Raw genomic sequence first — 16,576 nt, forward strand, 5'->3', positions numbered from 1 at the left:
CTTCCATCGCCCAGCGGACCTATGAGGCCGCAATGGAACTCGGGGCCAAGCGCATTCTCTACGACTGCCGTGAGGCGGTTCGGGATGTCGACCTCAAGAACGAGGAAGCCGTACGTGAAGCGGTGATCGACGCCTACGGCGATTCTCATTGGGTCGACGTGGACGGCATCGTCGAAGCAGTCATGGACCCGCGCACCAGCGCGGCCATCGCCTACCGCTTCTACTTGAACAACATCCAGGAGAACGCGGACGGCTGGCTGATCAAGTCGGAATGGGACGCCTGCCTCGACGAGGACGACCCCGTTCTCCCCGGCGACCAGATAGCCGTCGGATTCGATGGGAGCCTCCGAGGGGACGCCACAGGATTGGTCGGCGCCCGCCTGCGGGACGGAAAGCTCTTCACGCTCGGCCTCTGGGAGAACCCACGAGACCCGAAACAGCCTGACTGGGAAGTCGACGTCCTCGCCGTTGAGGCCGCCGTGAAGCGCGCCTTCGAGACGTACAGAGTCGAGTGGTTCTACGGAGATCCACCGTATTGGCAGGAAGCCATTGGCCGCTGGGCCATCACCTACGGCGATGACCATGTTTTCGAATACTGGACCAACAAGCCGATGCGGATGTGCGAGGCCACTGAACGGCTGCACTCCGCCGTCGCGGTCGGCGACGTCAAACACGACGGCAATGCCGACCTGACCCGCCACATGTTGAACGCAGTGACGCGGGAAGTCCCCCAAGGGATCTTGATTACCAAGGATTCCCCCCGTTCCAAGAAGAAAATCGACCTGGCCGTGTGCGCCATTCTTGCCTTTGAGGCCAGGGCTGATGCAATCGCTGACGGTCGACTCAATGTGCGAAGGGGGCGTGTAGTCGGCTTTTAGCGAGGCTGCATGATCGTCCCCCCTAACGGATACACCGCCGCCGGTCCGCCCGAATCCCCGGCCGACTGGCTGGCGTATCTCCACGGAAAGCTGACCAACCAACTGCCGGACCTGTTCCGGTACGCCCAGTACTACGAGGGCGAACATCAGAGGCTCGCCTTCTCCCAGGCACGTTTCAAGGCCGAGTTCCGTGAGGTTTTCGAAAGCTGGCGGGACAACTTTTGCGGCCTGATCATCGACAGCGCGACGGAGCGCATGACGGTGGATGCCTTCCGAATACCCGGATCGCCCGGCACCGACGAGGATGCCTGGGAGTTCTGGCAGCGCAGCAGCATGGACGTGCTCTCGAACGCGGTCCACTTGGACGCCATGGTGCAGGGCCGGGCCTACGTCCTGGTCTGGGCCGACAAGGGCGGCGAGCCTTCGATCCAGCCGGTGAGCGCCGAAAACATGGTCGTCCAGTACAAGCCCGGTTCCCGCACGGAACTGGAGGCTGCGGCACGGTTCTTCCTGGATGACTGGGGCCGGCAGTGGGTCACCCTGTGGACCGAGGACTACGTCTACGAGACCAAACGGGGCGAGACCGAGTGGGAAGACGGCATCAAACGCCCGAACCCTATGGGCACCGTCCCGGTCGTCCCGTTCCACAACCGCTCCCGACTGTCCGGTGACCCGTACTCGGACCTCGCGAACGTCATTCCGATTCAGGACGCAATCAACAAGACCGTCTCGGATGCGCTGACCGCATCGGAATTTGCGGCGTTCCCTCAGCGGTATGTAACGGGCCTGGAGATCGTAGAAGACGATCAGGGCAACCCCGTGGAGCCTTTCAAGGTCGCGGTGGACAAACTCCTCCAGGCCGAGGACCCCCAGGCCAAGTTCGGCCAATTCGAGGCCGCCAGCCTCAGCAACTATTGCGACCTGGTCGGCCTCCTGCTCCAGCATATGAGTTCGATCTCGCGGACGCCGCCCCATTACTTCCTGGTCAACGGAGGAACCGCGCCATCAGGCGAGAGCATCATCAGCGCGGAAGCGGGATTGGTGGCCAAGGTCCGGGAAAGAATGCTGCATTTCGGTGAGGCTTGGGAGAAGGTCATCCGGCTGTGTTTCACAGTGAAGCGGGACGAGCGAGCCAACGCCTTCGCCATGGAAACCGTTTGGCGCGATCCGGAGTATCGAACCGAGGCACAACACATTGATGCCCTCCTCAAGCTGAAGCAACTCAATGTCCCTGAAGAACAATTGTGGAGCGACGCGGGTTACACCCCTTCCCAGATCAGCGCCTTCCGTGAAATGCGAAAGGACGATGCCCGCGCTGCGGCCGAGGTCCAGAAGCTCGGCCCACAGCAACAGGAGATGGGAAGAAGTGAGCCAAGTGAAGCGAAGGCAGCCCAAATGGCCCAGAAGTCCCCGCAAGGCAATTCAGGCAACGTGAACCGCAAGCTCAGTGAGACAAAGTAACCGACTCGCCGAAATGGCGTTTCCATCCGAAATGGATTAGTGCATGGACGAGACACAGAACCAGAACAATCCTGCTGCCAGCCCTGCCGAGGTCGAGGCGCCTCAGCCGCCCGAGGCTCCGGTCGACGCCGGCCCCACTGATGAGCTGGAGAAGTGGAAGCGACTGTCCCGGGAGAACGAGAAGCGCTGGAAGCAGACCAGCAGGGAGCTGGAGGGCATCCGCCAGGCGCAGATGACCGATCAGGAGAAGGCCATCGAGTCGGCGAGGGCGGAAGCCCGTAAGGCTGCGCTGGCGGAGGTGGGGACTTCGCTGGCCGAGGCGGAGATCCGAGCCCAGGCAGCCGCGGCCGGTGTCTCCGTGCCCACTGACTACCTGGACCTCGCTCGCTTCGTGGCCGAGGACGGCCGCGCCGATCGAGAGCGGGTTACCGACCTGATCGCCTCACTCCCGAAGCCTCAGGCACAGCCGGAGTTCCCCCAGCTCATGGGGACGGGGTACCACCGGGCCAGCGGCAGTGACATTTCCTCCATGGACCCGAACGAGCTGGCTGACTTCATCGCTGGCGGGTCCTTCATTTAGCCCGCAACCCCCCGAATGCCCTCCCCTCCAGGAGGGCTTTTTTTATGCCCTTTTGGAGGCACGCCTATGGCGCTTACCACGCATCATTTCAATCTTGACCCCAAGCAGGTCACTATTGCTGCTCTCGGCCTCCTGGACCGACAGCTCACCCTGGGCGGGATTCCGGCACGGTATTCGGAGCTGAAGTTCACTGGCGGCCTCGGCGACGTGATCAACGTGAACCGTGAGAGTCGCGGCATCCCGGTGCAGGCGGCCGGCATCTCTGAGCCGATCTGGAACCCGGTGAAGGGCGACAAGAACAAGTTCGCCGCCGCTTCGGACCGCCCGCTGCCGACCAACGATCGTCTGGCGCCGATGGGCTTCATCAACGAGAGCCGGTTCCCCGTCCAGCTCACCACCCTTGCTCAGAACTCCACCGCGCTGTCGATGGAGCAGGTGGCCTTCGACCTGAAGCAGTTCGGCACCCAGGTGCTGACCAAGCTGACCAGGGGCTTCGCGGAGTACTTCGATGACACCACCGCGACCTTCATCAAGGCCAACATCACACGATCCGGTCTGAGCGCCGCGCAGAAGAGGGTCGTCGGCGGTGATGTCGAGGTGACCATCCCGGCTGCGGACGGGACGGGGGAGAACATGAAGGCCCGCGCCCTCGGCCTGCGTACCGCACTCGTTGACGCCCGCATGGCGATGAACGTCGCCAACGTGCCGACCTCCGAGCGCTACCTGATCGCCGGTCCCGAGGTCGAGGCCATCCTCCTGAAGGACCCCGAGTTCGTCGCGGTGGACTACAGCGGCGACACCAACGCCCTGCGCCGGGCGGTCGTCGGTCGGATCTACGGCTTCGACATCGTGATTCACAACTCGTTCGGCCTGGAGATGTACCTCTTCCACAAGAGCGCGATGCTCCTGGTCAGTGCTTGCCCGGCGATCCCGATGGGTGCTGTGCAGGGCAGCGTCCAGAACATCAACGGCATCGCTACCCGCATGCTGATCGATTACGACTACGGCAAGAAGGCCGACACGATCGGCCTGGACACCATGTACGGCCTGTCCACAGTCCGGGAGGACCCGGATTACTCGGTCCGTGGCGTCGGCATCGGCGAATCGTTTGTGCGCGGCCTGAAGGTGTCGATCACCGAGAAGTCGACCGCGCCCTCGGGCTCCTAACGGAGGAGCCCGCCATGCCCGTATCCGTCGCAGACATCGAGGTCAGGCTCGGGCGGAGGTTCGAGGACGCAGAGAAGCCGCGGGTCGAAGCATTCATCGAGGATGCTGCGGCCTTCATCCGCGACTACTGCGGTAGCCGGTACACGCCCGATGCCCCCGGCGTTCGGGCCGTTCTGTGCTCTGAAGTCATCCGGTGGCTGGCGGTCCAGCCCGGCATCGTGTCAGAGCGTGTAGGCGACGTAGAAGTCCAGTTCGGCCCTGCCTCCTCCGCCCAGCAGCTCTCTCCGGCGGCCAGGACCGCGCTGAAGCGGTATCGGCGCCCCCTGTCCACCGTCCGCCTTGAACGGGGGTAGGGGTTGTTCCTGTTCAGTGACCACGTGGTGGTCCGCCGAGCGGACCTCAAGGACTCGACTTACACCAGGCGCCGGGACTGGTCGACCGCGCGGAACGTCTTCGAGGGCCTGGCCCATGTGCAGCCGGACCGCGCCTTCGAAGCTCGCTCCCCCGAGCGCGAGACGGCGCAGGAACGGTTGCGGGTCTTCCTGCCCTGGGGCACCGATGTGGACTCCGCGGACCGAGTCGAGTTCGACGGCCGCACCTACGAGGTCGACGGCGATCCCATGGAATGGAACTACGGCTCGATCCGGCATGTCCGGGTCCGCGCCTGGAGGGTGGAGCACTGATGCCCGCAGCATTCCGACTCACCCTCTCCGAGGCGGGCCTCAAGGAACTTGTCTCCTCCCCCAAGTCGGCGGAGCTGAGTGCGAAGAAGGCCGAGGAGATCGCGGCCCTGGCCCGAGGTGAGGCGCCGAAGAACAAGCGCGGCTCGTGGAACATGTACTCGCGCTCGATCTCGGTCACGTCCTTCGAGGAGAACGGCGTTGTGCACGCCGCTGTCCAGGCTGACCGCCACCCGCTCCTCGTTGAGTTCGGCTGGCGAGACAAGGCCGGCCGCCGCCACGCGGGCCGGCACATCCTCAAAGGCGCACTGATGAAGGTCAGGGAGTCGTGAGGATCGATCCCGTCTCCGTCGTCCATGACTACCTGCGTGAGAAGCCCGAGCTGGCACACGCGGTGACCGGGGACCTGGTGGGCCGGGAACCCGGCGAGACCGCTATCTACATCGAGCACGCGGGCGGCTACCGAGCAGTCCGGGACCGCATGGACCGGGCCGACGTCACCTACCAGGTGTACTCGGAACACCGCGACCAAGCCGCCGAGTTGGCCTACCTCGTACGCGAATACCTGCTTGAGGACCTGCCAGGCCGCCGAGTGGGCGGTGCCTTGGTGCTCGATGTCTCCGATGGCATCAGCCCCCGCTATTTTCCGGATTCGACTTCCCGAGAACATTCCTATCTCGGCGAAGTCTCCGTGTTCACTACCGAGGAATAAAACTTCCTCCTCATCCAGCCCCCAGCGATGGGGGCTTTTTTTATGCCATAAAGAGGATACACATTGACTGCTGACGCTAAGGGTAACGACGCAGGCCGAATCCGGTTCGCCCCAGAGGGCGCTCTCTACTTCGCCCCCCTCCCGAAGTCCGGCGCTGGTCCGAAGCCTCCAACTGACTGCGGTGTCAAGGGAGTTGCGCCTAGTGGTTACACGCCAATGGGCTACGTGGATGAGGGCGGCGTGACGATTACGCCTTCCATTTCCTCCGATCCGGTAAAGGTCTGGCAGAGTGCAGTGCCGGTCCTTTACAACGTGAAGGAAGCTTCGTTCCAGGTAAAGACCACTCTGATGGAAACGAACCTCGCCACCACGGAACTCTTTTTCGGCGCGGAGTGGAAGCCGGCCACGGAAAAGGGCCCGGACGGAACTGAGCGGCCGATCAAGGACACCTGGCGTCTGGACCTGTCCAGTACTCCGGAGCTGAGCGAAATTTCCCTCGTCGTGGACTGGTCGCAGGGCGCCGTGCAGTACCGCGCAGTAATCGAGCGGGCCATGATCTCTGACCGGGGCGCCATCCAGCTCCAGCGGGCCGAAGCCGGAAAGTTTGAGTTGACCATCGAGGCGTTGGACGCCGCGGGCCGCCTGGGCTACGTCCTGACCAACGACGCGATCAAGGACGGGGCCGTACTCCCTGGCGAGAAGTTCCAGGCTGACCTTTCGCAGGAGACCGTCAAGCAGGGCGGCGAGGTCCACGTGACCGGCAAGGGTGCGAAGCCGAACGCTCCGATCACTGTCACCACCGGTGACCCGAAGCTGGTGGCCGACGCGGGGAACGCCTCTCCGAACGGTGCCTTCGACATCCGGGTCACCGTCGCCGCTGACGCGCCGCTGAAGGGCTTCACCATCAGCGCGAGCGATGGCGAACACTCCGCGCAGGCCGGCACTCTCACCGTCGAGCCCACGGTGCAGACCGTCTAACGCCGATCGGCCGCAGGCCCCACTCATCCCCGTGGCGGGGAGGGAGAAATCCCCGCCCCACCCTCTACCCCTCACGCCCCCCACCGGGGGCCTTCTTGTTTTCAGGAGTACCTATGGCTGCTACCGCGAATCAGGCTGCGTCCGCGAAGACCGCTGCGAAGAAGGCGGAGGCCGAGGCCGGCCCGGCGACCTTCGAGCACCGGGGCATCACCTTCGAAGTCCCCAACGCCCTGGACATGCCGCTCGAACTGCTGGAGGCCGAGGACGAGCTGACGGCCGTCCGACTGATCGTCGGCGATGAGCAGTGGGCGGCCTACAAGGCCACCCGCCCGACGATCCGCGAGTTCGGCGAGTTCGCTGACCTGGTGGCGAAGGCTTCGGGTCAGGACGACTCGGGAAACTAATCGCGACCGTCCGCGTCATTCAGGAGTTCAGCGACGAGCTGGAGGCCGATCTCCTCGAACACTTCGGGGTCGATCTGCTGGACCTGTGGCGCGGACGGCTCTCCCTACGCCGCGTGGGCGTGCTGATCGCGTCGCTGTGCAGGAAACCGGGCCGCTCTTCCGTCCTGGCCGCCCTTGACGAATCCACCACCTGGGATACCAACGAGCACTTGCTCGCCCGCATCAGCGACGGCATCGAGCTGTCGAACTACCTCTTCATCCAGGCCAATTCCTCGGAAGACACCGGCCTCGAACCTCCGACGCCTCTGCCTCGTCCGGGACAGCCTGAACAGCAGCCGGAACCGCAGTTCGAGTTCGCCTCCGGCTCCGACGTGGCCTCTTTCTTCACGCAGATGAACAACCTGTAGGGGGCCACATGGCGAGCCGCGGAAGGGCACCGGTCAAGGTCGGGTCCGGCTACATCGAGATCTACCCGGAGCTGTCGAAGACGGGTCTGACGCGGATGCGTACTGACCTCACCCGGCAGATGACGCGAGCGGGAGAACAGGCAGGCAAGGCGTTCTCCCGCTCGATGGGCCAGGGCTTCGCCGGTATCGCCTCGCTTGCGGCCAAGCAAGCCAAGGTCGCGGGCAAGATGACCGAGAAGGAGGCCCTGGATACCTCCAACAAGCTGCGGCAGATCGAGCGCAGCCTCACCCGGTTCCATGGTGAGGAGGCAGGGCAGCAGTTCCGCACCTACCGGAACCTCGCCAAGCAGCGCGAGCAACTGGAGCAGGGCACCAGCGCGGCAACCCGCCGAGCCATCAACGACGTCGTCCGCGCGAACCACCAGGCGGTTCAGGAGTCGATCCGCGACGAGCGGTCCAAGGCGCAGGAGAAGCAGCGCCTGGAGCGTGAGGCCCAGGCGGAGACACACCGCCGCGTCACCGCCGAGCGGGCCGAGGAGCGTGCTCTCGCCCGTGATGTCGCGGAGATCAAACGCGAGCAGACCGCTGCCGCCCGCCAGGCCGCCGCCGAGCAGAAGGCGGCAGAGCGCGAGGCCCAGCTCGCCGCCCGCCAGCGCCTGGCCGAGGAACGCCTCGCGATACAGACGCGCACCGCGGCCCTACAGAACGAGTTGCGGGACCTTGCGGTGCAGCGCCGCGAGTACGCCAACACCATCACCGCGAATCAGCGCCAGCTCCGTGGCTTCATGGCCGAGCACCGTGGCAGTACCAAGAGTGCGGCCGACCAGTGGAAGTCGCTCTCGCAGGGCACGGAGACATTCGGCACGAACTTGGAGCAGGTCGGCCGGTCGATCACTCAGAACCTGGTCGCTCCGCTCGCGCTGGCAGCGGGATACGTGACGAAGATCGGCACCCAGTCCGCGGACATGCAGTTCCTTTCGTCCCGGGGTCTGGAGCGGGCCGGCTTCAACAACAAGGATGTCATGAAGGGCATCCAGTCCATTCAGGACTTCGCGGTGAAGACGCCCTTTTCGCTTGAGGACATGACGGACAAGTTCCAGCAGCTTGCGCGGAACTTCCAGTCCTACGGTGACTCGACGGGTGAGTCCCTGAAGAAGAGCCAAAAGCTTATTCGGGGCATCGCTGACTTCGCTGCCTCGTACGGCGTTTTGGACCCTGAGCGGGTCAAGGGCGCCATGTACAGCGCGGACATGATGATGGACATGTCCAAGCTCAACACGCGGAGCTTGAAGCAGTTTTCGCGTGGTACGGGCATTCCCATCAACGAGCTGGCGAAGATGGCCGGCTTCACTACGTCGGGCAAGGGTGACGACGACACTGAGGCCAAGGAGTTCCTGAAGAAGGTCCAGGAGCGAGGAGAGGGCGTCTCCTCCAAGCAGTTCTTCGCCAACTTCCTCAAGGCGTACGACACCCGTAAGGGCGTCAAGGGAACGGCCGAGACCCTGGGCACCGGCTCGATCGGCGGAGCCCTCCAGGCTGTCAAGGAGCAAGCTCAGCTCAACTTCGGCAAGCAGTTCGGTGACTTCAATCCGGAGACCGGTCGGTTCGAGTGGACCGAACTGGGCGAGCGTGTCCATACCCTCGTCGCTCGGCTCGGCAAGCTCCTTGAGGACCCCGACTTCAAGCACCTCACCGGCGGTCTCCTGGGCCAGTTCGTCCGAGCGCTGGGGCTTCTCCTCACTGGGGTCGAGAAGGCGGAAGATCTGCTCAACGATCACCCGTGGCTCAAGGACCTGGTGGTCAAGGCCGTCAAGGTGGCTGCGGTTCTCGGCCCCCTGGCCATTGCCATCGGACTGGCCACGAAGATCATCGGCAAGTTGGGGAAGTCGTTTCTGCCGGTACTCAAGATCGGCGGCGGCCTGGCCAAGGGTGCTCGTGGCGCGCTCCGCACTGGTAACCAGTTCCTGGCGGGGGTGACGGCTGGCCGGGGGAACTTCCGTGAGGCGTACCGCGAACGTCGCGCCGAGTCCCACGGTGGTGACGACCGCTCCATGCTGCGGCGCGGTATCGACCGGATGCGCGGCCAGGACAGCCGCGCTGAGGCCGTACAGCTGAACACCGAGGCCGCGGAGCGCGCCCTTCGCGAGATCGATCAGAAGATCCAGACGGTCAAGGCCGCCATCCGCTCATTGAATGAATTGAGGCTCAACAACCTCGCTGAGTCTCTGGGCGGGGAAACGGGCGCCTCGGTGAAGGCCGGCGCACGCGACGCTGACCAGCGAATCGGCGGTGTCCGTCAGGGCGTGCAGCAGCTCAATGCGGCGGGCCTGGCCGAGATCACCACGAAGTTCCGCTCTTTCGCCGATGCCGCGAACGCGGCTGAGCAGCAGGTGAAACAGACGCACGGCGCGGTGCGGGACCTCAACGACGGCAAGCTCGGCATGGTCCGCCAACAGGTCGAGTACCTGAAGGACAAGTCGGATACGGCCAAGCGCCACATCGCCAACGTCGGCTCCGAAGTGGGCGACCTCAACGACCGTTCTCTGTCCCAGATCCGGGGACGGTTCACCTCAACGCTCACACCGGCCGTCAAGGGCTCATACAGCCAGGCACGGGACCTCAACGAAAAGATCAAGGACATCAACGGGCGGGGCCTCGGCAGCATCACGTCGAAGGTCCGCACGCTCCGCGACGCCCTTGACCAGGCGGAGGGCAAGGCCGGAAAGCTCGAAGGGAAGATCGCCGCCGTCAACGGCCTCACCGGCTTCGGCGGAGGAGATGGCAAGGGCAACGGCGGTAGGTCGAAGAAACACGCACTCGGCGGAGTCATCCCGGGCTACGCCCCCGGCGTAGACAACTACCCGGCGATCTTGAGCCCCGGCGAGGCCATCCTGCGGCCCGAGGTGGCTCACGCGCTCGGCGCCGACACCATCAACCACTGGAACGCGGCGGCGGCCCGGGGCCACCTCTCCCGCCACGCGAAGGGGACGGCAGGAAAGGGGACCCGAAAGTCGGGCCCCTGGCCGATGTCGATCCTGGGCGAGCTGTGGGACTCGATCAACCTCGGCCCGGCGGCGGGCGCCTTCGGTGGCGGTATTCAGATGGCCGCAGCCGGACGTGCGATCGGCGGCACGACAGGCCGCAACGTCGGACGTTGGGGGTCGCAGGCCGGCGGCGACGCGGCTGGCCGTGGCGCCTTGAACCGCTTCGACAACCTCCGCGAGTTCGCCACGAACCGCATACCGGGCCTGCTTCGGGCCGCCCCGACAGGCATCGGAAACATCCTGGGTCTGGTGGCGGGAGCCGTGGCCCCAACTGCGGGTCAGCTCTTCTGGGATGACATCTGGAAGGGCCAGGGGAACATCGTCCAGCGCGGTGCGAAGTTCACCGGCGACCTGCTGGACCCGAAAAACCTCTGGCAGATGATCAAGGACGGGGTGGGCGGCCTCTGGGAGACCGTGAAGTCCATCGGCGGCCTGATCGAGAAGGTGGCGACCGACGGCCCGGCAGCGGTGCTGAAGGAAGGCATCGAGGCCATGAAGGCCACGTTCTCGGAGATGCTGGCCGGGGTCCGGGACATGATCCAGACCGTCCAGGACCTGATCAGCAACCCAGCTGAGTTCGCAGAGGAGGTCTGGCAGAACTTCTGGGCGCGAGCCAAGGAGGCGATGCCGAACACCGAAGGGCTGTTCAAGTTCGCGGACGGCGGGATCGTCCCCGGCGGATACGCCCCGGGCAACGACAGCGTCCATGCGCTCCTGTCTCCCGGCGAGGCGGTGCTGCGGCCGGAAGCGGCCCGCTTCCTCGGCTTCGCCGCCATCCAGCAGCTCAATGCCGGAGCCAAATCGGGTTCCTTGTCGGGCACAGCCCAGGAGCCGACGACTGCTGTCGCTACCCCCGACGCCACGGCGTTCACGGAGGCGGCCAAGCAGATCGTTGACGCAGTGACGTCGATCGAGGCCGCCTTGCGGCAGCTCCGCGCAACCTCCGACGCAGTCTGGGCGCAGACCTCTCAGCGCGTCACGACGGCCGTCGACGGCCAGCTCGTCCCCGCCTACCAGCGTCAGGGCAGCGCTCTGAGCGGGCCTCTGTCCCAGGCACACCGACAGTTCCAGTCCACGAACCAGGGGGTCTGGTCCGATGTCCAGGCCACCACCGGTTCCGCCTCGGGCCGGGTGATCGATTCATTCACTCGTCTGCGATCCGGGCTCCAAGGACTGTCGGGCTTCTTCCGGCAGACCGGTCAGGCAATCGAGAGCACATGGCGCTCAGCCATGTCGTACGTGGACTCCTCGACCCGGAGCACACTGGCCGGGCCCTACAACCACGGCGCAGTCTCGATGATGAGCGAGATGGCGAAGTTGGCGGGCACCAAGGCCCCCCTTCGCACCCTGGCCTTCGCCAGTGGTGGTGTCGTTCCCGGCTACCAGCCGGGTGTGGACTCTGTCCCTGCTGTACTCAGCCCCGGAGAAGGAATCCTTCGCCCGGAGGTCGTTCGCGCTCTCGGTGCAGAAACGATTCTCCACTGGAATGCAGTGGCCCGCAGGGGCGGTAACGCCTTCGCAGGCGGCGGCATCGTCGGGCCGGCCCACTTCGGCGGGCAGTCCGGTAGCGACTGGGTGAAGCGGCACAAGGACGACGACTACGACGGCTACGCCTCCGCGTTCAAGGCTGGGTGGAAGGACGTCGTCCAGCCGATGCTTGACACGGTCGGGAGCACCTTCGGCCTCTCCGGAGATCTCGCGAAGCGGGACTTCCAGGCCGGTCGGCCGTGGATGGAGAAGTGGACGTCGTGGGTCGACGAGCACACGACGGGTGGTGGTGCGGTCGTCAAACTCGCGCTGTCTGAGTTCGAGCGGGAAGCCCCGATGGTGGGCGGCTCCAAGTACACCGATGGTGCTCTGGAGTCCTGGTGTGCGGACTTCGTCTCGTGGGTCGTGGACCACGCGGGTGCGAACGCCGCGTACGGCGGGAGCCCGAAGGGCACGCCGCGGAATCGCTGGCCGGCGGTGGCGGCCTGGAACGGCGCGATGCGCCACGTCCCGGTGGCTCAGTCCCAGCCCGGTGACCTGCTGACGTACCGGGGCGATGGCCACATCAACATCAAGACCGGCGCGGATGAGACGGTCGGCGGAAACGAGTCCAACTCGCTGAAGCGGACCCGGGGTTACTGGCGCACGGCGACGGCCGCGCTGCGGCCAACCGGCGGCGGCTCTGCCTCCGTGGATGGCCCGGTTCTCAACGCCTGGCCCGGCTCGATCCCGAAGTTCACCGGCTCTCTCGGGGGCGGCGTGGACTCCGCAATCGGCCAGTACATCGCCAAGGCGATGGCGCTGACCGGGGTCAGCGGGTCGAAGTGGGCTGACGGCATGGCGACGATCATTCGCCGTGAGTCCGGGGGCAACGTCCGGGCTGTCAACAACTGGGACTCCAACGCCAAGGCCGGAACCCCGTCCAAGGGTCTGACCCAGGTGATTGACCCGACTTTCCGGGCTTACCACCAGGCCGGTACGAGCTGGGACATCTTCGATCCGGTGGCGAACATCGCCGCCTCGATCAACTACATCCGGGACCGGTACGGCGACATCAGCCGGGTGCAGCAGGCCGATGCCAGCAAACCCTCGAAGGGCTACTGGACCGGCACCAATTACGCGTCTCCTGGCCTCGCCCTCGTGGGTGAGAAGGGGCCCGAATTGATCGATTTCCGCGGCGGTGAACGCGTCTACAACGACGCAGATACCCGAGATCTCCTCGGGAAACGCTACGAGATCCATATCCACGAAGCCAAGGCCGAGAACACCACTCAGGCCGTGATTCGCGGCCTTCAGTACGTGGAGGCGATGTACGCCATGTGATGCATAGGAGTGTGTATGCCAATTCCGGCTTCCTGGGATTTTCTCCCGGAGATGCCTCCAGAGAATCACCCCAGCCCTCCAATCCCAAAGAAGTGGGGGCACACCTACGTATCGATCACGGGCAGTGCCGGTGAGGGGGACGAGATACCTCTCACCGGCTTCGGAGGCCGGTACTGGCCCAACATCTTCATGCAGGCTGGCGCCACCGGCCTCGACATGCCCCCTATGGAAATCCGATCCGACGCAAGCCCGAACCTCGCCGGGTCGATGTACCGCAGCGCAAGGGCCGCCGCGCGAGAGATCATGATCCCGTTGTTCCTCTACGGCATCGACCGGTACACCGTCAGACGCCTGAAGCAGTCACTTATCCGGGCCCTCAACCCTCTCAACGGGCATTGTGTACTCAAAATCCAGGAGAGCGGCCTGCCTCCCCGGTACCTGAAGTGCTGGTACAAGGGCGGCCTGGAGGGCAACGAATCAGAAGACAGCAGTGGCTTCCGATGGATTCGCTACGGCGTCCAGCTCACTGCCATGGACCCGTGGTACTACGGCGATGACTTCCATGTCGCCGAATGGACATTCGGCCAGGGCTCTTCTTTCCTGAAGCCCGCGAAGTCCCTCTTCCCTCTCTCAATCAGCCAAGGACTGGTGTCGCGGAAGGACTTTCCTGTCACCAACCCCGGCGACGTGGATGCCTGGCCCGTGTGGGAGATCACCGGACCCGTGCGCCGGTTCCAGTTCACCTGCGGCAAGCGCTCGTTCGGCATCGACGGCAGAGCACAGGACGCCGTCCCAGGCGGCACCACTTTGAAGATCGACACCCGCCCCGGACGCAAGACCCTCCTGGACGACAAGGGCAAGAACTACTGGCCCCTGCTCAACGCGTCGCCGTCCCTGTGGCCCCTGCCCTCGGGCAGATCCCAGATCGGGATCGAACTGGTTCCGGGCAGCGCGAACGCAACGCTGCGCATGACGATCGCCCCCCGATACGAGACCTACTAGGAGGTGCTTTGGGGTACCGAATAGAGGTCCGTGGCCGTCCCGACGCGGACGGCCTTATCCATCGGATCGGCGAGCTGGACACCTGGATCAAGCTGGACCTGATCATTCGCTACAACCAGCAGGGCACCTGGCAGCTCCTCGTCAAGGACAAGACGCCGCAGGCGAAGTTGCTGGAGAAGGGCGGCGGGGTCGCCGTCTGGATGGATGGTCGCGATGACGAGCCGATCTTCTCGGGCCAGATCGAACAGTTCCAGAAGTACTGGACCGTCGAGCAGCACACAGATCAGGGCTCGGTGTACGTGGGTGGCAAGTGCGACAACAAGCTCCCCTACCAGTACCTCGCCTTCCCCGGCGTCAAGAACTGGGGCACGGGAGGGATGAGCGTCTACCCCGCGAACGAGCAGTGGAAGGACCGCGACCGGGACGCCCGCCCGATCGGCGAAGAGGCCGGCCAAGCTCTCTGGGTTGAGATGGACCTCGCCTTCGGGGCCCGCGGCCTACCAGGCCGGAAGGCCCCCGGTGTCACCCTGCTTCCGCCTCCGGTCGCCGATCAGCCAGGAATACCGCCGAAGATCGGCGCCAAGGTGGCGGGCACCGTTCGCTACGACAACCTGGGCGCGCTCGCAGAGAAGTGGACCAAGGAAGGCGGAATCGGTTACCGCTTCCTGTGGCATCCCGATGACAAGAAGATCAAGCTCACCACGTTTCTCCCACAGGACAAGACCAACAGTGTGCGCTTCTCCCCCGAGTTGGGGAACCTCCGTGAATATGTCGCCACCCTGACAGCACCTCGCGTAACTCGCGCCATCGTCGCGGCGCAGGGCGAGGGCAAAGACCGGTTCATCCGCCAGTACCCGGAGGCGGGCTACGGTCCCGATGGGCTCACTGACGACGAACGCGAGTGGGGCCTGATCAGCGAACAGTTCATCGACCGCCGCGACATCCCCCTGAAGACCGACGCAGCCGGAAAGCCGGTCCTCAACAAGCCCAAGGACGGCGGCTTCACGCTGCCACCCGGGGCCAAAGACGAAGCCGAGGCTCTGAAGATCTACCAGGACGCGATGAAGACGGCCGCTGAAGCCGTACTCAAGGAGTCGGAGAAGAACGGCAATTTCCAGATCTATCCCATTGACACGCCTCAATGCCGTTTCGGAATCGACTACTTCGTCGGTGACCGCGTGTCCGTGGACATCGAGGGCGAGGTCTACGAGGACATCGTCCGCGAAGTCAACATCACGGTGGAGGACGGAGGGCGGTCCGAAAGCGTCGTCCCGAAGATCGGTGAGCAGGGGACCGGGGAACCTCTGAATTTGTACAAACACGTATCGGAAATGCGGGAAAAGCTCCGCAAGCTCGAAGCAAGGATGTGATCCCGTGGCGGAGATAAGTTTCCCGTTCGAGAAGGACGGCGGAGAGGGAGGCCGGCAGGCCGTAAGCCAGGTGGATTGGCAGAAGATGGCAACCATGTGGGGCGGGGACCGCGTAGCGAGCCGCATCACCGCTGTCTCCCCCGACGCGGCGACCCTCCCTTTCTACGCCAAGATCCTGCCGAACACCCGCACCCTGGAAATTCAGGGGGGCGAAGCCTGGGTGGGCGGCTTCTACTACAAGCTCGAAGGCACGCGTCAATTCGAGATTGGCCAGAACTTCGACAAGGCCAAGGACCGCCGCGACGTGGTCGTCATCCGAGTGGATCACACCAAGGGCTCCGTGAACATGGACGTCCGACAGAGCCAGCCTTCCTCTAACCCGGTTCCGCCGCAGCCGATCCACGAGGCTGGCCAGCAGTGGGAGATGGTCATCTGGGAGGTCTTCGTCCCGAGGGACAACGGCACCCCTCAGCTCTACGATCGGGCCCCCTTCGACGCGCCGAACCACGTGGCCTTCCCCTGGTGGGCCGCAGACTCAACCCGGTTCCTCCCCCAGGGGACCTTCGCCCTTGATCTCGACAGCGACGCCCGCCACGTCCAGGAGGAGATCTATAAGGGCCGCGACGGCGTGGCGGTCGCCCGCACCTTGGGTAAGTCCTGGAACTACACGCCCGATCTGATCAACGCCGCCAGCATCCCCAAGGGCCTTTTGCTGCGCGGTCGTTGGCGCTGGGCCGCCCCGAATCTCGCCTGGTTCACGATCGACTTCGACAACTCGTCCAACACGGACATCCGGGCGAAGGACGGCGCGCTCAGCTTCACGCTGCCCCAGAACCTCAACGGCGTGGTCGGCCAGTCGTTCGCGGGCTACATGCTCAACGGCGGCTACCGGGGCGGGATGCCCAACTTCGTGGCGATCACCGGAATGGCCAACGGTGGCAACAAGGGCAAGACCGTGCGCATGACGTACCCGAGCCAGAACTACTTGAGCGAGGGCCTGGACTACCTGACGGTTTTCCCGTCTCAGTCTTCGATCGTCATCTCCGGCGTCTACGAGACCAACGCCTACAACGAGTAAGGAG

Annotated in this window: 15 protein-coding genes; all 15 read left to right on the forward strand. The window is 64.6% G+C overall.

Annotation, left to right across the window (positions count from 1 at the left end; genetic code table 11):
• Nucleotides 1-32 precede the first annotated feature (32 nt).
• The 15 genes from ACZ4MU_RS07210 to ACZ4MU_RS07280 all read left to right on the forward strand — a co-directional run bounded on the left by ACZ4MU_RS07210 (nt 33) and on the right by ACZ4MU_RS07280 (nt 16,572).
• Nucleotides 33-878, forward strand: coding sequence for a hypothetical protein (locus ACZ4MU_RS07210; RefSeq protein ID WP_467872017.1), 846 nt, complete (start codon nt 33-35; stop codon nt 876-878).
• Nucleotides 879-887: 9 nt separating this feature from the next.
• The gene (locus ACZ4MU_RS07215) at nt 888-2,339 is read left to right on the forward strand and encodes a phage portal protein (protein WP_467872019.1); all 1,452 of its coding nucleotides are present in this window, start codon (nt 888-890) and stop codon (nt 2,337-2,339) included.
• A gap of 43 nt (nt 2,340-2,382) precedes the next feature.
• Nucleotides 2,383-2,919, forward strand: a complete 537-nt coding sequence (locus tag ACZ4MU_RS07220) for a hypothetical protein (protein ID WP_467872022.1) — start codon at nt 2,383-2,385, stop codon at nt 2,917-2,919.
• Nucleotides 2,920-2,985: 66 nt separating this feature from the next.
• Nucleotides 2,986-4,086: a hypothetical protein gene (locus ACZ4MU_RS07225; RefSeq protein ID WP_467872025.1), complete on the forward strand. Its 1,101-nt coding sequence runs from the start codon at nt 2,986-2,988 to the stop codon at nt 4,084-4,086.
• Nucleotides 4,087-4,100: 14 nt separating this feature from the next.
• Entirely contained in the window at nt 4,101-4,439 is a 339-nt protein-coding gene (locus tag ACZ4MU_RS07230) for a head-tail connector protein (RefSeq protein ID WP_467872028.1), read from the forward strand.
• Nucleotides 4,440-4,463: 24 nt separating this feature from the next.
• Entirely contained in the window at nt 4,464-4,769 is a 306-nt protein-coding gene (locus ACZ4MU_RS07235; RefSeq protein WP_467872031.1) for a hypothetical protein, read from the forward strand.
• On the forward strand, nt 4,769-5,098 hold the full coding sequence (locus ACZ4MU_RS07240; RefSeq protein WP_467872034.1) for a hypothetical protein: 330 nt from the start codon (nt 4,769-4,771) through the stop codon (nt 5,096-5,098). The genes ACZ4MU_RS07235 and ACZ4MU_RS07240 overlap by 1 nt, the downstream gene beginning before the upstream one ends.
• Entirely contained in the window at nt 5,095-5,478 is a 384-nt protein-coding gene (locus tag ACZ4MU_RS07245; protein ID WP_467872037.1) for a hypothetical protein, read from the forward strand. Before ACZ4MU_RS07240 ends, ACZ4MU_RS07245 begins: the two co-directional genes overlap by 4 nt.
• A 63-nt stretch (nt 5,479-5,541) precedes the next feature.
• Nucleotides 5,542-6,456 carry a phage tail tube protein gene (locus ACZ4MU_RS07250; protein ID WP_467872039.1) on the forward strand — a complete coding sequence of 305 codons (915 nt, stop codon included), beginning with the start codon at nt 5,542-5,544 and terminating at the stop codon, nt 6,454-6,456.
• Between the two features lie 113 nt (nt 6,457-6,569).
• A complete protein-coding gene (locus tag ACZ4MU_RS07255; RefSeq protein ID WP_467872042.1) occupies nt 6,570-6,860 on the forward strand; it encodes a hypothetical protein in 291 nt (96 codons plus the stop codon).
• Between the two features lie 113 nt (nt 6,861-6,973).
• Nucleotides 6,974-7,267, forward strand: coding sequence for a hypothetical protein (locus ACZ4MU_RS07260; RefSeq protein ID WP_467872045.1), 294 nt, complete (start codon nt 6,974-6,976; stop codon nt 7,265-7,267).
• 8 nt (nt 7,268-7,275) lie between these two features.
• Nucleotides 7,276-13,122 carry a transglycosylase SLT domain-containing protein gene (locus ACZ4MU_RS07265; protein WP_467872047.1) on the forward strand — a complete coding sequence of 1,949 codons (5,847 nt, stop codon included), beginning with the start codon at nt 7,276-7,278 and terminating at the stop codon, nt 13,120-13,122.
• 189 nt (nt 13,123-13,311) lie between these two features.
• Complete coding sequence (locus tag ACZ4MU_RS07270) at nt 13,312-14,124, forward strand: phage tail family protein (RefSeq protein ID WP_467872050.1); 813 nt, start codon at nt 13,312-13,314, stop codon at nt 14,122-14,124.
• 8 nt (nt 14,125-14,132) lie between these two features.
• Nucleotides 14,133-15,494: a Gp37-like protein gene (locus ACZ4MU_RS07275; RefSeq protein WP_467872052.1), complete on the forward strand. Its 1,362-nt coding sequence runs from the start codon at nt 14,133-14,135 to the stop codon at nt 15,492-15,494.
• Nucleotides 15,495-15,498: 4 nt separating this feature from the next.
• A complete protein-coding gene (locus tag ACZ4MU_RS07280; RefSeq protein ID WP_467872054.1) occupies nt 15,499-16,572 on the forward strand; it encodes a hypothetical protein in 1,074 nt (357 codons plus the stop codon).
• Nucleotides 16,573-16,576 lie beyond the last annotated feature (4 nt).

The organism is Streptomyces sp. NPDC026377 (assembly GCF_055567715.1).